This window comes from Micromonospora phytophila (genome assembly GCF_023656545.1).
GTDB classification, from domain to species: domain Bacteria; phylum Actinomycetota; class Actinomycetes; order Mycobacteriales; family Micromonosporaceae; genus Micromonospora; species Micromonospora phytophila.
Map to the genome: position 1 here is coordinate 1 of NZ_JAMOKF010000068.1, position 20,429 is coordinate 20,429.

Below are 20,429 nucleotides of genomic sequence, written 5' to 3' on the forward strand. Positions count from 1 at the left end.
GGTGGTGACGAAGAGCCAGAGGTCGGCGGCGGCGAGGAGCTGCCCGGCCAGGGCCCGGTTGGCGTCGACCACCGAGTCGATGTCGGGCGCGTCGAGGAAGGCCAGCCCGGCTGGCAGCGCCGGGGCGGTGACCAGTTGCAGGGTGCGTGGGTCCTCGCTGGGCTCGGTGGTGCGGGTCAGGCCGGGCAGCAGCTCGCCCTGGCGGAACCAGGCCGAGTCGGCGGGGTTGCAGACCAGCACCGGGGAGCGGGTGGTCGGCCGGAGCACCCCGGCGGCGCTGACCCGCGCCTGCACCAGGCTGTTGACCAGGGTCGACTTGCCCGCGCCGGTGGACCCGCCGACCACCACGAGCAGCGGCGCGTCGAGCCGGCGCAGCCGGGGCAGCAGGTAGTCGTCGAGCTGGTCGGTCAGGCCCGCGGCCGTGCGTCGGGCCGGTTCGGCGGAGGGCAGGGCGAGCGGGAACCGGGCGCCGTCGATCGCAGCCCGCAGGCCGGCCAGTGCGGCGGGCAGGCTGTCGTCCCCGGTGGTGGCGGGCCGGTCCTCCCCGGCGTCCGTGGGGCCGGTGCGGGCTGCGACGGCGGGCGCGCCGGGCTGGGTGGCGGAATCGCCGTGCGTCGTCACCGCTAAAGCGTGCCCGACCGATGCAAGGGAAGACAACCGGTCGGTAGCAAACGGGGGTTGCGTCTGCTCGACTCAACCCGGATTTGACGATTTCCGGAGGCGTGGCACTATTGAGTCAAGTTCACTCAACTTGTGGTGGGTGCGCTGCGGGCGGTGCCCGTCACCTGCTCAACGTTACGAAGCGAGGAAGCGAAGATGGCACGTGCGGTCGGTATCGACCTCGGCACGACGAACTCCTGCGTCAGCGTCCTGGAGGGCGGTGAGCCCACCGTCATCGCCAACGCTGAGGGCTCGCGGACGACCCCGTCGATCGTCGCGTTCGCCCGCAACGGCGAGGTGCTCGTCGGTGAGGTCGCGAAGCGCCAGGCGGTGACCAACCCGGACCGGACGATCCGCTCGGTCAAGCGGGAGATCGGCACCAACTGGTCCGTCGACATCGACGGCAAGAAGTACACCCCGCAGGAGATCTCGGCCCGCACGCTGATGAAGCTCAAGCGGGACGCCGAGGCGTACCTGGGCGAGCAGATCACCGACGCGGTGATCACCGTCCCGGCCTACTTCAACGACGGCCAGCGCCAGGCCACCAAGGAGGCCGGTGAGATCGCCGGCTTCAACGTGCTGCGGATCGTCAACGAGCCGACCGCGGCCGCCCTGGCGTACGGGCTGGACAAGGGCTCCAAGGAGCAGACCGTCCTGGTCTTCGACCTCGGCGGCGGCACCTTCGACGTGTCGCTGCTGGAGCTGGCCGAGGGCGTCATCGAGGTCAAGTCGACCAGCGGTGACAACCACCTCGGTGGCGACGACTGGGACCAGCGGATCATCGACCACCTGGTGAAGACCTTCCGCGGCGAGCACGGCATCGACCTGGCCCAGGACAAGATGGCCCTCCAGCGGCTCCGCGAGGCGGCCGAGAAGGCCAAGATCGAGCTGTCCGCCGCCACCACCACCAACATCAACCTGCCGTACATCACGGCCGGCGCCGCCGGCCCGCTGCACCTGGACGTGACGCTCAGCCGCGCCGAGTTCCAGCGGATGACGCAGGACCTGCTGGACCGCTGCAAGGGCCCGTTCGAGCAGGCCGTGAAGGACGCCGGGATCAAGATCTCCGACGTCGAGCACGTGATCCTGGTCGGCGGTTCGACCCGGATGCCCGCCGTGACCGACCTGGTCAAGCAGCTCACCGGCCGCGACCCGAACAAGGGCGTCAACCCGGACGAGGTCGTCGCCGTCGGCGCTGCCCTGCAGGCCGGCGTGCTCAAGGGTGAGGTCAAGGACGTCCTGCTGCTCGACGTGACCCCGCTGAGCCTGGGCATCGAGACCAAGGGCGGCATCTTCACCAAGCTGATCGAGCGCAACACCACCATCCCGACCAAGCGCTCCGAGGTCTTCACCACGGCGGACGACAACCAGCCGTCGGTGCTGATCCAGGTGTTCCAGGGTGAGCGGGAGATCGCGGCCTACAACAAGAAGCTCGGCACCTTCGAGCTGACCGGCCTCCCGCCGGCGCCGCGCGGCGTGCCGCAGATCGAGGTCGCCTTCGACATCGACGCCAACGGCATCGTCAACGTCCACGCCAAGGACCTCGGCACCGGCAAGGAACAGAAGATGACGATCACCGGCGGCTCCTCGCTGCCGAAGGACGACATCGAGCGGATGCGCCGGGACGCCGAGGAGCACGCGGAGGAGGACAAGCGCCGCCGCGACGACGCCGAGACCCGCAACGTGGCCGAGGCGCTCCAGTGGCAGACCGAGAAGTTCCTCGCCGAGAGCGGCGACAAGCTGCCCAGCGAGAACCGCGACCAGATCAACGAGGCCCTCGGCGAGCTGCGCGGCGCGCTCGGCGGTCAGGACATCGAGAAGATCAAGTCGGCGCACGAGCGGCTGGCGCAGGTCTCCCAGCAGGCCGGTTCGCTGCTCTACGCCCAGCAGGGCGAGCAGCCGGGCGAGGCCGGCGCGGGCGCCACGGGCGGCGCGACCGGTGGCCCGCAGGCCGGCGGCCCGGACGACGTGGTCGACGCGGAGATCGTGGACGAGGACAAGAAGTGACCTTCCGTCCCGGACACGGATTCACGGCAGAGGGATGAGGTAGCCCCATGACGCAGAAGCCACGAGCCGCCGACCCGGACTCCACCGGGTCGGCGCCGGGTGGCTCCGCGCCCGCCGAGCAGGCCGGCGACGGGCCGCGGGTCGTCATCCGCGACAACCGCAGGATCACCGACAGCGACCAGCAGGACGCGGCCGCCGCCGACGCCGGGACGGACGTCCCGGCCGAGGGGCTGGTCGAGGAGGCCGAGGTCGTGGTCGACGAGATCGAGGTCGACACCACCTCGGTGGACGGCCCGCCGGTGGTGGACGCGCCGGCGCAGGCGGTCGGCGACGGCGCCGGGCTCGGCGCCGAACTGGAGGCCCTGCGGGCCGAGCTCGACGAGCGGACCCGGGACGTGCAGCGGGTGTCGGCGGAGTACGCCAACTACCGCAAGCGGGTGGACCGGGACCGGGGACTGGTCACCGAGCAGGCGACCGGCGCGGTGCTCGCCGCGCTGCTGCCGATCCTCGACGACCTGGACCGGGCCCGCGAGCACGGCGACCTGGTCGGGCCGTTCGGCACGGTTGCCGAGCAGCTCACCACGGCGCTCGGCAAGTTCGGGCTGACCCCGTTCGGCGAGCAGGGCGACCCGTTCGACCCGACCCGGCACGAGGCGGTGGCCCACCAGGTCTCCGCTGAGGTCAGCGAGCCCACCTGCGTGCAGGTGATGCGCCGGGGCTACCAGATCGGTGAGCGGCTGCTGCGGCCGGCGCTGGTCGCGGTAGCCGACCCGGAATAGTGCGAAGTGACGACCGGACCGTCCCGTCCGCCCCCACCGGGCGGGCGGGACGGCCGGACCTCGGTGGGGAGGGGGTGGACCGGTGAGTTCCAAGGACTGGATCGAGAAGGACTACTACGCCGCGCTGGGCGTGGAGAAGACCGCCTCCGCCGACGAGATCAAGAAGTCGTACCGGAAGCTGGCGCGGGAGTCGCACCCCGACCACAACCCCGGTGACCCGAAGGCCGAGGAGCGTTTCAAGACCGTCTCCGAGGCGTACGCGGTGCTCGGCGACGACGCCAAGCGGCGCGAGTACGACGAGCTGCGTTCGCTCTTCGGCTCGAGTGCGTTCCGGCGCGGTGCCCGTGGCGCCGGCCAACCCGGCGGGGTGCCGTTCGACGTCTCCGACCTGTTCGGGGGCGCCACCGCCGGGGGCGGCGACCGCCGCTTCGGCGGGGCGGGCTTCCAGGACCTGTTCAGTTCGATCTTCTCCGGTGGTGGCGGCGGCGGGGCGGCGCCCCGTGGCCCGGCCCGGGGCCGGGACGTCGAGACCGAGGTGGCGCTCGACTTCGGCGACGCGGTGCGCGGGGTGACCCTTCCGTTGACGCTGCGCGCCCCCGGGGTCTGCGACACCTGCCACGGCAACGGGGCCAGGCCCGGCACCCAGCCACGCACCTGCCCGGTGTGCCACGGCGCGGGGGTGACGACCCGCAACCAGGGGTCGTTCAGCTTCTCCGAGCCGTGCCGCAACTGTCAGGGCGTGGGCACCGTCGTTGAGGAGAAGTGCCCCGAGTGCCAGGGCACGGGCGGGGTCACCAAGACCCGCACGCTCAACGTCCGGTTCCCGGCCGGAGTGGCCGACGGCCAGCGGATCCGCCTGACCGGGCGGGGTGAACCCGGCGAGCGGGGCGGTCCCGCCGGCGACCTCTTCGTCCACGTCAAGGTGCGGCCGGACGAGCTGTTCGGGCGTACCGGCGACGACCTCACGCTGACCGTGCCGATCACGTTCGCGGAGGCGGTGCTCGGCACCGACCTGCGGGTGCCGACCCTCGACGGCGCGGTGACCCTGCGGGTCCCGCCAGGCACGCCGAGCGGCCGGATCCTGCGGGCGCGGGGCAAGGGGGTGGTCCGCCGCGACGGCCAGGCGGGCGACCTGTTGGTGACGCTCGACGTCGTGGTGCCCGCCCGGGTGTCCGACGAGGCGCGCGCGGCGTTGCAGAGCTTCGCCGAGCAGACCCCGCCGGCCGCCCGGGAACATCTCGACGCGCGGGTGCGTCGGTTCAGTTGACCCGGTGGTCAGTCGGCTCGGTGGAGTGCACGCGGAGGTGAGCGGGATGTCGGAGTTCGTCGGCTCGGGTGACCCTGCCTACGAGGCGAAGGTGCTGATGATCTCGGTGGCGGCGCGGATGGCGGGGATGCACCCGCAGACCCTGCGCCAGTACGACCGGTTGGGGCTGGTGCAGCCCGGCCGGGCCGCCGGCGGCGGACGCCGCTACAGCGTCCGGGACGTGGTGCTGCTGCGCGAGGTGCAGCGGCTCAGCCAGGACGACGGGATCAACCTGGCCGGGGTCAAGCGGATCATCGGCCTGGAGCGGCTGCTGGAGCAGGCGCAGCAGCGGGTGGCCCGGCTGGAGGCGGAACTGGACGCCGCGTACCGCCGGATCGCCGAACTGGAGTCGCTGGCCCGCTTCCCCGGCAGCGACCTGGTGCCCACCAACCGCACCTCCACCGCGCTGGTGGTCTGGCGTCCCCGCCGGGGCCCCGACCGCTGACCACCGCCGCACACGCCAGACCGCTTCGCCGGCCCGGTCCGCTCGCCGTTTTCCGGCGCGCACCGGGCCGGCTCCGTTATCGTGTCAATCACGGGCCTATCCGCTCAAATCGGGCCTACCGGCATGGCTAGGGGGAGCGGTGGCGGAACCCGCGAAGCAGATGGCCCAGCAGACGGAGGACCGGCTCGACAGGCTGGCCCACAACATCCGGGCGAAGTTCGACAAGCTCGCCGGGGGGCGCTTCCGCGAGAACCTCACCGAGGGGCGTTTCGCCGACCAAGTCGACCATGGCGTCGACAAGGGACGGGACGACGCCCGCCGCCGGAGACGGCGCTGACCGGTCGGCTGACGACCGGTACGCCGACGTGCGGGCCGGGACCCACGGGGGGTCCCGGCCCGTTCGCCGTCAGGGGCGGGCCGGGACGCGGGTCGTGCCCGAGGGACTGTCGCCGGGCCACCAGGCGCGGTGGCCGAGCATGCCGAGCACCGCCGGGGCCAGCACCACCCGGATGAGGGTCGCATCGACCAGCACGGCGGTGGCCAGTCCGATTCCAATCATCTTGACCAGGGTGTCCTCGATGCTGGCGAAGCTGATGAAGACCGCCGCCATGATGGTCGCCGCCGCCGTGATCACGCGCCCGGTGCCGGCCAGGCCGGTCACCACCGCCTGGTGCGGGTCGCCGGTCCGCCAGTACGCCTCCCGCACGGAGGAGAGCAGGAACACCTCGTAGTCCATCGAGAGTCCGAAGAGGATCGCGAAGAGCAGCATCGGCACGACGGACATGATCGGCACCGGCCGGTCCACCCCGAGCAGGGACAGTCCCCACCCCCACTGGAAGACCGCCACCACCACGCCGTAGGCGGCGCCGATCGAGAGCAGCGCCATCAGGGCGGCCTTCAGCGCGATCAGCGGCGCCCGGAACATCGCCACCAGCAGCAGCCCGGCCGCCAGCACCACGCCGAGCACCACCCAGGGCAGCCGGCGGGCGACCGCGTCGGCCATGTCGATCATGTACGCGGTCTGGCCGCCGACCGCCACCCGCGCGCCGTCGCCAGCGAGCGCCGCCGGCCCGACGGTACGCCGGATCCGGTGCACCAGATCGGTCACCTGCTCGTCCTGCGGGGCGTGCCGGGGCACCACGGTCAACAGGGCCAGGGTCCCGTCGGCGCTGCGTACCGGCGGGGTGGCCAGGGCGACCGCGGGGTCGGCGGCGAGCGCCCCGGCCAGCCGGTCGAGCCCGGTGTCGCTCGGCGCTCCACCCGGCCGGTGCACCGCCAGCACCAGCGGGGCGTTCCAGCCCGGGCCGAGCTCGCGCTGCACGGTGTCGTACGCGCGGCGCTGCGGCCACCGTTCCGGCTGGTTCCCGTCGTCCGGCGTGCCCAGCCGCAGGCTCAGCAGGGGCGCCGCCAGCACCAGCAGCGCTACCCCCGCCCCCACCGCGTACGCGACCCGCCGCCGCTCAAGATGCCGCCCCCACCGCTCCCACCCCGTCCCCCCGCCCGTCCCCCCGATATCGATCAAGAGGTCTGCGTCGGAATCCGGCCCCGATCCGGACGCAAACCTCTTGATCACCGACGCGGAGGCCGGGACCGCGCCCGAGGTCGGGGTCGGGGTCGGGTGGGGGAGGTGCCAGCGGTTGACGTGGTGGCCGAGGAGGCCGAGGAGAGCGGGGAGCAGGGTGAGGGCGGCGATCATCATGACGCTCACGGTCAGCGCGGCGGCGACGCCCATCGCGCCGACGAACGGGATGCCGGTGAAGAGCAGCCCGAGGATCGCCACCACGACGGTCGCCCCGGCGAAGAGCACCGCGTGCCCGGCCGTCGCCACCGCCCGTCCGGCGGCCGGGACCGGCGCCAGACCCTCGGCGAGGTGCCCGCGGAACCGGGTGACCACGAAGAGCGCGTAGTCGATGCCGGCGCCGAGCCCGAGCATCACCGCCACGATGGGGGCGGCACTGGGGATCTCGACCAGCGCCGCGGTGACCAGCATCAGCGCGGTGCCGACGAGCAGGCCGGCCAGCGCGACCAGCACGGGCAGTCCGGCGGCGACCACCGACCCGAACGCCACCAGCAGGATCAGCAGCGCCACCGCGAGCCCCACCGCCTCCGCCGGGCCGGTTTCCGGCTCGAACGCCAGGTCGACGGCGAGCCCTCGGAAGGTGACCTCGACGCCCCGATCGCGTACCTGCTCGGCCGCCGCGTCCAGCCGGTGGTACGCCTGCGGGCCGAGTTCGCCGACCTCCCGGCCGTACCGCACGGTGCCGATCGCGGTACGACCGTCGGGGCTGAGCACCCCCGCGCCGGCGAACGGGTCCTCGACCGCGGTGACGTCGGGCTGCTCGCGCAGGGCGGCGGTCATCGCCGCGATGGCGGACCGCCGTTCCGGCGCCCGCAGGTCGCCGTCGGGGCTGTGCCAGACCACCTCGGCGCTGGCCGACCCGTACGCCGGGAAGGCCGTGCGGGCCAGGTCGGCCGCCTGTTGCGACTCGGCCCCCGGGATCCGGAAGTCGTTGACGAAGCTTCCGCCGACGGCCTGTCCCGCCCCGAGCAGGGCGACGGCGGCGAGCAACCAGAGACCGAGGGTGCGAAGGGGGTGGGCGGCGGTGGCCCGACCGAGGCGCTCGAGGATCCGTTCCATGTCGCAAGAAAAGCACATTGAATGCAAACTTGCAACGAGTGAAGTAAGACAGTGGGTGCAGTAACCTGTCGGGATGGTGACCGGGCAAGGATTGCGGGAGCGCAAGAAGGAACGCACCCGGCAGGCGTTGATCACGGCCGCGCTGGAACTCTTCGCGCGCCGGGGGTACGACGAGACGACGATCGCGGACATCGCCGCCGGCGCGGACGTCTCCACCCGCACCTTCTTCAGCTACTTCCCGAGCAAGGAGGAGATCCTCTTCGCCGACACGGAGGAGCGGCTCGCCCTGGCCTTCGCGATCATCGACGAGCGTGGCCCGACGGACGAGCCGGTGGACGTCCTGGTCCGGGCGATGAGCACGATCTTCGACCGCGCTGAGCGCTTCGGCGCGGCGTTCGGCCGGGCCGCCCCGCTGCGGCTGCGCCTGATCTCCTCGGTGCCGGCCGTGCAGGGCGCCGCGCTGCAACGCCTGCTCTCGGCCCAGCAGCGCCTGGCCGTGCGGCTGCACTCGGCGTTTCCCGAGCGGCTGGACCGGGTCGAGGCGGCCGCCACGGTGGGTGCCCTGGTCGGCGCCGTGGTCAACACGATGATCTCGATCGTCGACGGGTCGGACCGGGTCGACGAGCTGCTCGCCGGTGATCCCGAGCGGGTCCTGGCAGAGCTGCGGCGAGCGGTCGACGTCGCGGTGCGCGGCATCGGTGCGGCCGCGCGGGAGTGAGCCGGCGGTGACGCCTCAGCCGATCCGGCGGTTCTCCCGGACCAGGCCGCCCTCGCACCAGTCCCGGTAGACGAAGAGCTCCGGCCGGGCCAGCAGCACCCGGCTGTTGTGCGCCCACGTCCGCATCAGCTCGTCACCGGCGCGCTCGGCCTGCTCGACCAGCTTGCGGAAGCGCCGCTTCGGATGCGCGCGGAAGTTCGTCCGGATGCCGTCGGCGGCGTAGATGTAGAGGCAGTGCAGCGCGAACCGGCGGGCCGGACAGGCCGGGTCCATGGCCAGGTCGAACAGGGTCGTCACCAGCCGGTCGCCGGAGACGAGCAGGTCCCAGTCCGGTGGCATCGAGGCCAGCGGCACCGAGTCGGGTTGGTAGGCCCACGCCCGCAACTCCGTCGCGGACGGGTCCACGGGGTTGGCGAAGCCGTGGAACGTCGACTCCTGCACGCTCACCGGCCAACCTTCCGCTCTCGCGCCTCGCGGGACCCCGGCCACCGCGATGCCCTGGCTGCTGGGGCGAAACGGTAACCCGGCTCGCTGACCAGCGGTAGACCCCTGAGGCAGCAATTCGGCAACCGTTGGCCCGGGCCGGGCCGACCGTACGGCCGACTCGGCCGTCGAACAGTGACGGCGGTCAGTCCGCGACGGGTGCCGGTTCGGCCCGCTGGGCCGCGGCCCGCCGCCGCAGCCAGCGCTTGAACCAGTCGAAGTCGGGCAACCGGGCCAGCATCGGCCCGGTCACCACGGTGATCAGCACGTACGCCGTGGCGAGCGCCGCGAGTTTCGGCTCCACGCTGCCGGCGGCCACCGCGAGCCCGGCGATGACGATGGAGAACTCCCCGCGTGGCACCAGCGCCAGGCCGGCCCGCCAGCGCCCGGGTTCCTTGATGCCCACCCGGCGGGCCGCGAGGTAGCCGGTGAGCGTCTTCGTCGCCATGGTGACCACGGCCAGCGCGAGCGCCGGCAGCAGCACCGGCGGGATGTCCCGCGGGTCGGTGACCAGCCCGAAGAAGAGGAAGAACACCGCGGCGAAGAGGTCGCGCAGCGGGGTGAGCAGCTGCGTCGCGTGGTGTGCGACCGGGCCGGAGAGCGCGATGCCGACCAGGAACGCCCCGACTGCGGCGGAGACCTGGAGCTTCGCCGCGACGCCGGCCACCAGCAGGGTCAGCCCGAGCACCCCGAGCAGCAGCGCCTCCGGGTCCTTGGCCGACATCACCGAGGAGATCATCGTGCCGTAGCGGATCGCCACCACCAGCACCACCAGCACGGCGCCGACCGCGACACCGAGCGCGATCCCGCCGCCGATCAGGCCGGTGCCGGCCAGGACCGCGGTGAGCAGCGGCAGGTAGAGCGCCATCGCCAGGTCCTCGATGACGAGCACCGACAGGATCACCGGGGTCTCCCGGTTACCGAGCCGGCCCAAATCGGCGAGGACCTTGGCGATCACCCCGGAGGAGGAGACCCAGGTGATGCCGGCGAGCACGACCGCGGCCACCCAGTCCCAGCCGAGCAGCAGGGCGAACGCGGCGCCGGGCAGCGCGTTGAGCACCCCGTCGATCAGCCCGGCGGGGGCGGCGGAGCGGAGGTTGCCGACGAGTTCCCCGGCCGAGTACTCCAGGCCGAGCATCACCAGCAGGAGGATCACGCCGATCTCGGCGCCGACGGCGAAGAACTCCTCGCTGGCCTTGAACTCCAGCAGGCCGCCGTGCCCGAAGACCAGGCCGGCGAGCAGGTAGAGGGGGATTGGTGAGAGCCCGATCCGTCGGCTGAGCCGCCCGAGGAGCCCGAGCAGGAACAGCAGCGCACCGACCTCGATGAGCAGTGTGGTCGTCTCGTGCATCCGCGGCTCAGCCGTCCGGGTCGCTGTCGGCGAGGATGGCGGTCACCCCGTCGAGACCCTGGCGGGTCCCGACGACGACCACCACGTCACCGGCGGCGAAGCGGAAGGACGGTTCCGGCGAGACGATCACCTCACCGTGGCGCAGCACGGCCACGATCGAGGCGCCCGTGCGGGTACGCGCCTTGGTGTCACCGAGCTTCCGGTTGACGTACTTCGAGCCCGCGGGGATGGCCACCTGCTCGGTGAGCAGCCCGGCGGCCTGCTCGCGTAGCCCGGAGAGCTGACCGAGCATCAGCGACGCGCCGAGGATGTCGGCGAGCGCCTCCGCCTCGTCGTCGGTCAGCGGGATGTCGGCCTGGCAGGAGTCGGGATCGTCCGGGTCGTACAGGACGAGGTCACGGCGGCCATTGCGGTGGGAGACCACACCCAGGCGGCGTCCAGACTCGGTCATCAGGTCGTGACGGACTCCGATACCCGGCAGGGCGGTCTGCTCGACACGTACTCGCACCCCGGCAAGGCTACCCCCTGATCGCGCTCCCGTAGATCTTGGTCGAACTCTGCTCCTGGAGGGCAGTTCTCGCGGAGGTCTGCTTCTGTTCGATGCGACAAGCCTCGGCCTGCCGGATCAGCAGGGCCGGGCGAACCGGCTCCCCGGACGCGCGGCTGCCCGCCCCGGCGGAGCGGGGCGGGCAGCGGAGCAGGCGCGGGTCAGCGCAGGCTGGCGAAGAACTCGCGGATGTCGGCGACCAGCACGTCGGTGGCCTGGTGGGCGGCGTAGTGGCCACCGACGTCGCCCCGCCCGTGGACGTCCGTGTCGTACGCCGCCCACCGGACGATGTTCGCGTGGTCCCGCTCGGCGAAGCGGCGGATGGACTGGAAGTCCCCGGGGAACATGGCCAGCGCGGTCGGCGCCGTGGTCGGCCCGGTCGGCGGCTCGCCGGCGTGCGCGTCCTCCCAGTAGAAGCGGATCGCCGAGGCGGCCGTGCCGGTGAACCAGTAGACCGCCACGTTGGCCAGGATGAAGTCGGCGTCCAGGCTCTCGTCGAAGAGCTGGGTGTTCCAGGCCAGCAGCCCGACCGGCGAGTCGGCGAGCCCGAACGCGAGGGTCTGCGGCTGCTGGCTGTGCACCTGGTTGAAGGAGAACTTGTTCTCGTAGAACCACTGGAGGTGCTTGAGCGCCGCCTGGTCCGCCTCGGAGAGCCCGGCGAACTCGGCCGGGTCGCCGGAGGGGAACGAGAAGAGCTGGGTGACGTGCACCCCTGCCACGTGCTCCGGGTCGATCCGCCCGAGTTCCGGGGCGACCATCGAGCCGGCGTCGTTGCCGACCGCGCCGTAACGGTCGTATCCCAGCCGGCTCATCAGCTCGGCCCAGGCGCGGGCGGTGCGGTACCGGTTCCAGCCGGCGCTGCGGGTCGGTCCGGAGAAGCCGAAGCCGGGCAGCGACGGGATGACCAGGTGGAAGGCCGGCGCGTCCGGCGCGGTCGGCTCGGTGAGCGGCTCGATCACGTCCAGGTACTCCAGCACCGAGCCGGGCCAGCCGTGGGTGAGCACCAGCGGGGTGGCCTCCGGCCGGGACGACCGCACGTGCAGGAAGTGGATCTGCTCGCTGTCGATCTCGGTGACGAACTGCGGGTGGGCGTTCAGCCGGGCCTCGACGGCCCGCCAGTCGAACCCGTCCCGCCAGCGGTCGGCCAGCGCGCGCACCCGGTCGTTGCCCAGGCCGTACGCGTCGCCGGCCCCGGGCAGCTCGGCGGGCCAGATGGTGCGGCCCAGCCGGGCGGTCAGGTCGTCGAGGGCGGTCTGCGGGATCTCGACGCGGAACGGGCGGATCGCGGTGCCGGTCATCTCGGACTCCTTCGGAACGGAATGTTTCGTTCTGCTGCCACGATAGCAGACCGGAATGATCCGTTCCACTGTTATCCTGAGGACATGTCGACCCCCACCGGAAAGACCGCCGCGCCCCTGGCCGGCCGGCGCGCCCAGGCCGCCCGCAACGACGAGGTGATCCTCGAAGCGGCCCGCGCGGTCTTCCTCGACGACCCGAAGGCGCCGATCGCCGCCGTCGCCGAACGCGCCGGTGTCGGCATCAGCGCCCTCTACCGGCGGTACGCGGGCAAGGAGGACCTGCTGCGCCAGCTCTGCCACGACGGGCTGCGCCGCTACATCGCCGAGGCCGAGGCGGCGCTCGCCGAGCCGGACGACTGGGCCGCGTTCGTCGGGTTCCTGGCCCGGGTGGTGGACGCCGACGTGCACTCGCTCACCGTCCACCTGGCGGGCACCTTCACCCCGACCGAGGAGATGGGCCGGGACGCGGTGCGCGCCGGCGAGCTGGCCACCGCGCTGGTCGAGCGGGCCCACGCCAGCGGGCGGCTGCGCCCCGACGCGGTGGTGCAGGATCTGGGGCTGCTGCTGGAGGGGTGCGCCGCGGTGCGCGTACCCGATCCGGAGCGGACCGGGCAGCTGCGCCGCCGCCAGCTCGCGGTGCTGTTGGCCGGCCTGTCGACGGCGGCCGACGCGGACCCGCTGCCCGGCCCGCCCCCGGCGGCCGGGGAGTTCGACTGGCGGTGGCGGCGCCGAGAGTGAGGGGCGTCACAGCGCTGAGGTTGAGTGGAATACGCTCAACTCTGGTTGTGTCCATACCAGTGGACACGCCGATCCGGGGGAGCCCATGAACACGGAACGTCTCACCACCAAGAGCCGCGAGACCATCACCGGTGCCGTCGCGCTGGCGAACCAGCGCGGTCACGCCACCGTGGAGCCCTGGCACCTGCTGCTGTCACTGCTGGACACCGAGGGCTCGACGGCCGCCGGCCTGCTGCGCGCCGCCGGGGCCGACCCCGCCGAGCTGCGCCGGGTCGCCCAGCGCTCGGTCGAGGCCCTGCCCGCCGCGCGCGGCTCCAGCATCGCCGAGCCCACGCTGGCCCGCGAGTTCGTCAACGCCATCGGCGCCGCCGAGCAGATCGCCCGGCCGCTGGGCGACGAGTACACCTCCACCGAGCACCTGCTCGCCGGCCTGGCCCGGGTGGGCGGCACGGTGTCGAACGCGCTCAAGGCCGCCGGCGCGACCGAGGAGAACCTGGTCGCCGCCTTCCCGTCGGTGCGCGGCGGGGACCGGCGGGTCACCACCGCCGACCCGGAGCAGACCTACCAGGCCCTGGCGAAGTACGGCGTCGACCTGACCGCCAGCGCCCGGGACGGCAAGATCGACCCGGTGATCGGCCGGGACTCGGAGATCCGCCGGGTGATCCAGGTGCTCTCCCGTCGGACGAAGAACAACCCGGTGCTGATCGGTGAGCCGGGCGTCGGCAAGACCGCCATCGTCGAGGGCCTGGCCCAGCGGATCGTCGCGGGCGACGTGCCCGAGTCGCTGCGGGACAAGAAGCTGGTCTCGCTCGACCTCGGCGCGATGGTCGCCGGCGCGCAGTACCGGGGCCAGTTCGAGGAGCGGCTCAAGTCCGTCCTGGAGGAGATCAAGAACTCGAACGGGCAGGTCATCACCTTCCTCGACGAGCTGCACACCGTCGTCGGCGCCGGCAAGGGCGAGGGCTCGATGGATGCCGGCAACATGCTCAAGCCGATGCTGGCCCGCGGCGAGCTGCGGATGGTCGGCGCCACCACGCTGGACGAGTACCGCGAGCACATTGAGAAGGACCCGGCGCTGGAGCGCCGCTTCCAGCCGGTCCTGGTCGGCGAGCCGACCATCGAGGACACCATCGGCATCCTGCGCGGCCTCAAGGAGCGCTACGAGGTGCACCACGGCGTACGGATCACCGACGCCGCGCTGGTCGCCGCCGCGTCGCTGTCGGACCGGTACATCACCGACCGCTTCCTGCCGGACAAGGCGATCGACCTGGTGGACGAGTCGGCCTCTCGGCTCCGGATGGAGATCGACTCCCGGCCGGTCGAGGTGGACGAGATCGAGCGGGCGGTGCGCCGGCTGGAGATCGAGGAGATGGCGCTGGCCAAGGAGCCGGACGCCGCCTCCGCCGAGCGGCTGGAGCGGCTGCGCAAGGAGCTGGCCGACAAGCGCGAGCAGCTCACCGCGCTCTCCGACCGCTGGCAGCTGGAGAAGAGCCACATCACCAAGCTCTCCACGGCCAAGGAGGAGCTGGAGCGGCTCTCCGGCGAGGCCGAGCGGGCCGAGCGCGACGGCGAGCTGGAACGCGCCGCCGAGCTGCGCTACGGCCGCATCCCCGCGCTCAAGGTCGAGCTGAAGCAGGCCGAGGAGGAGCTTGCCCGGCTCCAGGCCGACGGCGCGATGCTTAAGGAGGAGGTCGGCGCCGACGACATCGCCGCCGTGGTCGCCTCCTGGACGGGCATCCCCGCCGGTCGGCTGCTGGAGGGTGAGACCGCCAAGCTGCTCCGGATGGAGGAGTCGCTGGCCTCCCGGGTGGTCGGCCAGGCCGAGGCGGTCGGTGCGGTCTCCGACGCGGTCCGCCGCGCCCGGGCCGGGGTCGCCGACCCGGACCGCCCGACCGGTAGCTTCCTCTTCCTCGGCCCGACCGGTGTCGGCAAGACCGAGCTGGCCAAGGCGCTCGCCGAGTTCCTCTTCGACGACGAGCGGGCCATGGTCCGCATCGACATGAGCGAGTACGGCGAGAAGCACTCCGTCGCCCGCCTGGTCGGTGCCCCGCCCGGCTACATCGGCTACGAGGAGGGCGGTCAGCTCACCGAGGCGGTGCGCCGCCGGCCGTACTCGGTGATCCTGCTGGACGAGGTGGAAAAGGCCCACCCGGACGTCTTCGACATCCTGCTCCAGGTGCTCGACGACGGTCGGCTCACCGACGGCCAGGGCCGGACGGTGGACTTCCGCAACGCCATCCTGATCCTCACCTCCAACCTCGGGTCGTCGGTGATCAGCGACCTGACGCTGGCCGAGGAGCAGCGCCGGGAGGGCGTCCTGGCGGTGGTCCGGTCGCACTTCAAGCCGGAGTTCCTCAACCGCCTGGACGACATCGTGGTCTTCGCCGCGCTGCGCGGCGACGACCTGCGATCGATCGTCGACATCCAGCTGGCGCGGATGCGCAAGCGTCTCGCCGACCGCCGGCTGGCCCTGGAGATCACCGAGCCGGCGCGCGTCTGGCTCGCCGAACACGGCTACGACCCGATCTACGGCGCGCGTCCGCTGCGCCGCCTCGTCCAGTCCGCCATCGGCGACCAGCTGGCCAGGGCCCTGCTGTCGGGCACGATCCGCGACGGCGACACCGTCAAGGTCGACCTCTCCGACGCCAACCACTCCCTAACGGTCACCCCCGCCTAACCCACCCCACCCCACCCGGCTCCCGGTGTCGATCATGAGGTTGGCGGCGACTTCGATCTCGTCGAGCGCCGCCAACCTCATGGTCATCGACGTGGGGAGGGGTGGAGGTGGCGGTGACGGGGAAAGGATGGGGGCATGTTCGGGATCGGGAAGAAGAGGGACCGGGAGCTGGAGGCGGCCGTCGAGGAACTCCGGCAGGCCGACACGGTGGCGTTCGGCGGGGTGGGGATCGCCGGGACGCTGCTGCCGGTGACCGAGGCGTACCGGCGGGTGCGGGCGGCGCTCGCCGACCACCCCGACGACGTACGCGAGCAGGTCGACCGCCTGCTCGACACGGGCTCCCCGGCCGGTCGGGTCTACGCGGCCACCCTGCTGGAACAACTCGACCCGGCGGCCGGCCGGGCGGCGTGGGCGGCCCTGCGCGACGACCCGGCCGAGTTCGGCACCTTCACCGGCTGCGTCATGGGCCGCACCACCCTGCGCGAGTACGCGGCGGAGCGGCCCGCGCAGGCGTGATCCCCCGCCGACCCCTCCGCCAGCGCGGCTGGTGGTCGTACCCTCACCCTGAGGCGGGCGGTTTCCCGGCGTGCGCGGGGTTGTTACCGTCTCCGCCGACGTACCTGGGGGTGGTCGGTGAGCGAGTCGGTGGCGTACCTGCTGACGGCGGTGGGCTGTCTGGTCGGGGTGGCCGGGGTGGTGATCGCCCTGGTGGCCCTCGCGCGAGCGCAGCGGCGGGCTCCGGGCCGACCGGCGCCCGGTGACCCGCTGCGCGACCGCGACGCCGACGCGCTGCGCGGTGATCCGCGCCGCCTGAAGCCCGGCGACATCGTGGAGATCCGCCAGGTGTCGTACGCGGTGCGCGGCTCGATCCGCCTGGTCGAGGGCGGCTGGAGCTGGGCCGAGCACCTGCTCGACGACGCCCACGACGTGCGGCGCTGGCTCTCCGTGGAGGAGGACCCGGAACTGGAACTGGTGCTCTGGGAGGCGGAGCCGGGCGCCACCGTCACCCCGGGCGCACCGACGCTCGACTTCGCCGGCCGCCGGTACACCTGGGACGAGTCCGGCCAGGCCCGCTACACCGCCGTCGGCACCACCGGCCTGGACCCGAGCGGCACCATGCGGTACCACGACTACCAGGCGCCCGGTGGTGCCCGGCTCTCCTTCGAGGCGTACGGCGAGGCGGGCTGGGAGGTGGCCCGGGGCGAGCGCCTGCACCGCACCGAGGTGATGATCTACCCGCAGGCCGAGGTCGACTGATGCTCGTCACCCTCGCCGCCCCGTACGTCGACACCAGCGCCGCCGACCTGAGCCTGGCGCTCGACGACGTGGAGCGACCCGCGCTGCACGTGCTCGACCTGGCGCTGCCCGGCACGGTCCGGCTGCGGCTGCGGCTGCTCGGCGCCTCGCACCAGGTGATCCTCCGCGCGCCCGGCACGACGCTCACCGAGACGGTCGCCTGCCTGCCCGGCCGCCCGCCCGAGCTGCCCGGCACGGTGCACGACGAGGCGAACGGCTACCGGTTCACCGCCACCGTGCTGCGGCCCGACGGCACCGGGCTGATCGACCGGGTCGCTGCCCTCCGCGCCGACCTGGCCGACGATCCGTACGCGCTGGTCGGGGTCTTCCCCGGCGACGTCGACGCGGTGACCGCGCTGTCGGTCCGCCCCGACCCGCCGGGCGGCTCCCTCGGCTGGCGCACCTGGCACGCGTACCCCCAGACCAACGAGCTGGTCCTGACCGAGACGGTGGTGGCACTGCGATGACGTACCGACGCTGGTTCGTGGTGGGGGTGGCGTTCGCCGTCATCGGCGCGCTGGTCGCCGCCTTCGCGATCTTCTACGGCAGCTTCTCGCCGCGCGGCTTCGTCGAGGACCGGTACACCCGGGCGACGAGCCGGGACGTCGGCGGCGACGCGATCGCCTACACCTCGCCCCGCAGGCCGAGCCAGGTGGCGCAGGAGGTCACCGACGCCTGGCAGCCGGCCGACCAGTACGTCGACGGCAGCGGCGTCTACCTGCGCTACGACGACGACTCGGTGGTGATCCTGCCGATCGCCACCGGCTCGCTGATCCTGCTGGAACGCCTGGGCACCGCCTACCCGCGCTACCACTCCACGGTGGGCAGCCACTGGGGCTGGGGGCGGGGCAGCACCGTCCGGGGCGGCGGCCCCGGCAGCGGCAAGTGACCACCGACGCCGGGCGCCCCCACGCAGCGGCGGACCGACCCCCTCACCCAGGAGCCCCACTGTGCAGACCCTCGTCACCGACCTGCTGGTCACCCTCGCCTACGGGGTGGTCGGCGTCCTGCTGATGGGCATCGGCTACGTCCTGGTGGACGTCGCCACGCCCGGCCGGCTCAACGAGCTGATCTGGACCGACCGCAACCGCAACGCCGCGCTGCTGCTCGCGTCCAACCTGGCCGGTGTCGGCATCATCGTGGTCGCCGCGATCGCCGCCAGCGAGGACGACTTCGTGCTCGGCATCGTCGGCGCGGCCGCGTACGGGATCCTCGGCCTGGTCATCATGGCGGCGGCGTTCATGCTGCTGGACGCGGCCACCCCGGGCCGGCTCGGCGAGCTCCTCGTCGACCCGCAGCCGCATCCGGCGGTCTGGGTCTCCGCCGTCGTCCACCTCGCCACCGGCGCGATCATCGCCGCCGCGATCAGCTGATGGCCGCCGTGAACCCGGCGAAGGGGACCGCCCGGGCCGGGAGGAGCAACGCCTGGAAGGGCTTCGCGATCGGCTCCGCCGCCGTCGTCCTCGGCGGCGTCTGCCTGGCCGGCGCGCTGGCCGACAACGACGACAGCACCGTCGTGCCGCCGCCCACCGCCACCGAGCGGTCCGACACCGTGCCGCTCCTGCGCAAGGCCCGGGACAGCCAGGGCGTCTGCTACGGCTGGCGGCTGGAGGACGGCCAGGGCGCGACGGTCAGCGTGGGCTCCAACCTCGGTGACGGGGTGACCGTCACGGACAACCCGCAGTGCCCCCGCTGGCTACAGGTCGTCGGGAACGTCTCGTACACGCCGGAGAGCAGCGAGTCCGAGGACTCCGCCTACGTCTCCGTCGACGGGTCCGGCGAATTCGAGGGGACTGACCTGCTCACCATGGACCAGGGGCTGGCGCGGCTCGGGATCACCGACGAGGCCTTGCTCGACGACCCGGGCTGGGCGGTCACCCGGGCCGCGGTCAGCCTGCCGCTGCTGGTCGCCGAGCGGGGCCTGGCCAGCGCCGCCCCGGTGGTCACGGCCGCCCCGGCGACCCCGCCGGCCCCGCTGCCCGACGCCGGCAGCGACCTGTGGCGGGACCGCTGGGGTCACCTGGTCGCCGCCGCCGGCCTGCTGCTGCTCACCGCCCTGCTGGTCACCGTCGGGGTCGTGCAGCGCCGCCGTCAGCGCCGGGCCGAGGCGCCGCAGGCGGCCGCCGGGCGTACGCCGGAGGAACCGTGACCGTCGACGCGCCGGCGCCCGCCCGGTGGCGGCTGGCTCGCGCGGCGGTGCTCGTCGCGGTCTTCGTCTGCGCGGCCTGCGGCCTGGTCTACGAGCTGGCCCTGGTCGCCCTGGGCAGCTACCTGATCGGCGACACGGTCGGGCAGGCGTCGATCGTGCTGGGCGTGATGGTCTTCGCGATGGGCGTCGGCGCGCTCGCCGCCAAGCCGTTGCAGTCCCGGGCCGCCGCCGCGTTCGCCGCCGTCGAGCTGGCCCTGGCCCTGCTCGGCGGGCTCTCCGTGCTCGGCCTCTACGCCGCCTTCGCCTGGCTGGACCTCTACGGCCCGGCGCTGGTCGGCACGGCGTTCGTGCTCGGGCTGCTGATCGGCGCGGAGATCCCGCTGCTGATGGTGCTGCTGCAACGGATCCGGGAGCAGGCCGCCGGCAGCGCGGTGGCGGACCTCTTCGCCGCCGACTACGTCGGCGCGCTGCTCGGCGGGCTGGCCTTCCCGTTCCTGCTGCTGCCGGTCTTCGGCCAGCTCAAGGGCGCGCTGGTGGTCGGCGCGGTGAACGCCGCCGCCGGGCTCGCGCTGGTCTGCACGGTCTTCCGGCGCGAGCTGAGCCGCCGGGCCCGCGTCGCGCTCACCGCCGGCTCCCTCGTGGTCGCCCTCTGCCTCTCCTACGCCTGGGTGACCGCCCGCGACTTCGAGCTGACCGCCCGCCAGCAGCTCTACCGGGACCCGGTGGTGCACGCCGAACGCAGCCGCTACCAGGAGATCGTGCTCACCCGCTCGGTGGCCGAACCGGGTCGCACCGGCACCGACCTGCGGCTCTTCCTCAACGGCGACCTCCAGTTCAGCTCGCTGGACGAGTACCGCTACCACGAGGCGCTGGTGCACCCGGTGCTGAACGGCGCGCGTGGCGAGGTGCTGGTGCTCGGTGCGGGGGACGGCCTCGCCGTGCGCGAGCTGCTGCGCTACCCGGACGTCCGGCGGATCACCGTGGTCGACCTGGACCCGGCGGTGGTGGCGCTGGCCCGCGCCGAGCCGCAGTTGCGCCGGCTCAACGCCGGGGCGTTGGACGACCCGCGGGTCCGGGTGGTGCACGCCGACGCGTTCTCCTGGCTGCGTACCGCCGCCGGGCGGTTCGACGCGGTGGTGGCGGACCTGCCGGACCCGGACGAGACGGCCACCGCCAAGCTCTACACGGTCGAGTTCTACGCGCTGGTCCGCTCGGTGCTCGCCGAGGGCGGCCGGCTGGTCGTGCAGTCCGGCTCGCCGTACTTCGCGCCCCGGTCGTACTGGTCGATCGAGGCGTCGCTGCGGGAGGCCGGCTTCGCCACCACGCCGTACCACGTG

The 20,429-nt window shown here is 73.0% G+C and carries 21 protein-coding genes; 15 read left to right on the forward strand and 6 right to left on the reverse strand.

The window, feature by feature from the left end; genetic code table 11:
- Positions 1-621: GTPase domain-containing protein (locus NCC78_RS11640; RefSeq protein ID WP_504919931.1), on the reverse strand; the 621-nt coding region annotated here is incomplete at its 3' end.
- A gap of 195 nt (positions 622-816) precedes the next feature.
- Between NCC78_RS11640 and dnaK the strand changes: the two genes are divergently transcribed.
- The 5 genes from dnaK (at position 817) to NCC78_RS11665 (ending at position 5,534) form a co-directional block, all read left to right on the forward strand.
- Positions 817-2,667, forward strand: coding sequence for a molecular chaperone DnaK (gene dnaK, locus NCC78_RS11645; protein ID WP_250794250.1), 1,851 nt, complete (start codon positions 817-819; stop codon positions 2,665-2,667).
- A 47-nt stretch (positions 2,668-2,714) separates the two neighbouring features.
- The gene (grpE, locus tag NCC78_RS11650) at positions 2,715-3,446 is read left to right on the forward strand and encodes a nucleotide exchange factor GrpE (protein ID WP_250794253.1); all 732 of its coding nucleotides are present in this window, start codon (positions 2,715-2,717) and stop codon (positions 3,444-3,446) included.
- Between the two features lie 82 nt (positions 3,447-3,528).
- Positions 3,529-4,713: a molecular chaperone DnaJ gene (gene dnaJ / locus NCC78_RS11655; protein WP_250794255.1), complete on the forward strand. Its 1,185-nt coding sequence runs from the start codon at positions 3,529-3,531 to the stop codon at positions 4,711-4,713.
- A 46-nt stretch (positions 4,714-4,759) separates the two neighbouring features.
- A complete protein-coding gene (locus NCC78_RS11660) occupies positions 4,760-5,197 on the forward strand; it encodes a heat shock protein transcriptional repressor HspR (protein WP_250794256.1) in 438 nt (145 codons plus the stop codon).
- A gap of 139 nt (positions 5,198-5,336) precedes the next feature.
- Positions 5,337-5,534, forward strand: a complete 198-nt coding sequence (locus NCC78_RS11665; protein WP_250794258.1) for a hypothetical protein — start codon at positions 5,337-5,339, stop codon at positions 5,532-5,534.
- Between the two features lie 69 nt (positions 5,535-5,603).
- Here the strand turns inward: NCC78_RS11665 and NCC78_RS11670 are convergent, their stop codons facing one another.
- On the reverse strand, positions 5,604-7,835 hold the full coding sequence (locus NCC78_RS11670; RefSeq protein ID WP_250794260.1) for an MMPL family transporter: 2,232 nt from the start codon (positions 7,833-7,835) through the stop codon (positions 5,604-5,606).
- Positions 7,836-7,908: 73 nt separating this feature from the next.
- On the opposite strand from NCC78_RS11670, the gene NCC78_RS11675 reads away from it, so the two are divergent.
- Positions 7,909-8,553 carry a TetR/AcrR family transcriptional regulator gene (locus NCC78_RS11675; protein ID WP_250794262.1) on the forward strand — a complete coding sequence of 215 codons (645 nt, stop codon included), beginning with the start codon at positions 7,909-7,911 and terminating at the stop codon, positions 8,551-8,553.
- A 15-nt stretch (positions 8,554-8,568) separates the two neighbouring features.
- Here NCC78_RS11675 and NCC78_RS11680 read toward each other — a convergent pair whose 3' ends face one another.
- The 4 genes from NCC78_RS11680 to NCC78_RS11695 form a co-directional block, all read right to left on the reverse strand.
- A complete protein-coding gene (locus NCC78_RS11680) occupies positions 8,569-9,000 on the reverse strand; it encodes a hypothetical protein (protein WP_250794264.1) in 432 nt (143 codons plus the stop codon).
- A gap of 181 nt (positions 9,001-9,181) precedes the next feature.
- Positions 9,182-10,387 (reverse strand): cation:proton antiporter, encoded by a 1,206-nt coding sequence (locus NCC78_RS11685; RefSeq protein WP_250794265.1) that lies wholly within the window; start codon positions 10,385-10,387, stop codon positions 9,182-9,184.
- Between the two features lie 7 nt (positions 10,388-10,394).
- Positions 10,395-10,895, reverse strand: a complete 501-nt coding sequence (locus NCC78_RS11690) for a cation:proton antiporter regulatory subunit (protein ID WP_250794267.1) — start codon at positions 10,893-10,895, stop codon at positions 10,395-10,397.
- Between the two features lie 200 nt (positions 10,896-11,095).
- Positions 11,096-12,232, reverse strand: a complete 1,137-nt coding sequence (locus NCC78_RS11695) for an epoxide hydrolase family protein (protein ID WP_250794269.1) — start codon at positions 12,230-12,232, stop codon at positions 11,096-11,098.
- Between the two features lie 84 nt (positions 12,233-12,316).
- On the opposite strand from NCC78_RS11695, the gene NCC78_RS11700 reads away from it, so the two are divergent.
- The 9 genes from NCC78_RS11700 to NCC78_RS11740 form a co-directional block, all read left to right on the forward strand.
- Complete coding sequence (locus NCC78_RS11700) at positions 12,317-12,970, forward strand: TetR/AcrR family transcriptional regulator (protein ID WP_250794271.1); 654 nt, start codon at positions 12,317-12,319, stop codon at positions 12,968-12,970.
- A gap of 85 nt (positions 12,971-13,055) precedes the next feature.
- Positions 13,056-15,647: an ATP-dependent chaperone ClpB gene (clpB, locus tag NCC78_RS11705; RefSeq protein WP_250794273.1), complete on the forward strand. Its 2,592-nt coding sequence runs from the start codon at positions 13,056-13,058 to the stop codon at positions 15,645-15,647.
- Positions 15,648-15,782: 135 nt separating this feature from the next.
- A complete protein-coding gene (locus NCC78_RS11710; protein WP_250794275.1) occupies positions 15,783-16,163 on the forward strand; it encodes a hypothetical protein in 381 nt (126 codons plus the stop codon).
- Between the two features lie 117 nt (positions 16,164-16,280).
- Positions 16,281-16,904 (forward strand): DUF4178 domain-containing protein, encoded by a 624-nt coding sequence (locus tag NCC78_RS11715; RefSeq protein ID WP_250794277.1) that lies wholly within the window; start codon positions 16,281-16,283, stop codon positions 16,902-16,904.
- Positions 16,904-17,410 carry a DUF2617 family protein gene (locus tag NCC78_RS11720; RefSeq protein WP_250794279.1) on the forward strand — a complete coding sequence of 169 codons (507 nt, stop codon included), beginning with the start codon at positions 16,904-16,906 and terminating at the stop codon, positions 17,408-17,410. Before NCC78_RS11715 ends, NCC78_RS11720 begins: the two co-directional genes overlap by 1 nt.
- Entirely contained in the window at positions 17,407-17,832 is a 426-nt protein-coding gene (locus tag NCC78_RS11725; protein WP_250794281.1) for a DUF4247 domain-containing protein, read from the forward strand. Before NCC78_RS11720 ends, NCC78_RS11725 begins: the two co-directional genes overlap by 4 nt.
- Positions 17,833-17,893: 61 nt before the next feature.
- Positions 17,894-18,316: a DUF350 domain-containing protein gene (locus tag NCC78_RS11730; RefSeq protein ID WP_250794282.1), complete on the forward strand. Its 423-nt coding sequence runs from the start codon at positions 17,894-17,896 to the stop codon at positions 18,314-18,316.
- Positions 18,316-19,092 carry a hypothetical protein gene (locus NCC78_RS11735; protein WP_250794291.1) on the forward strand — a complete coding sequence of 259 codons (777 nt, stop codon included), beginning with the start codon at positions 18,316-18,318 and terminating at the stop codon, positions 19,090-19,092. Before NCC78_RS11730 ends, NCC78_RS11735 begins: the two co-directional genes overlap by 1 nt.
- A partial coding sequence (locus tag NCC78_RS11740) for a polyamine aminopropyltransferase (protein ID WP_250794293.1) occupies positions 19,089-20,429 on the forward strand: 1,341 nt, incomplete at its 3' end. The genes NCC78_RS11735 and NCC78_RS11740, both read left to right, overlap by 4 nt.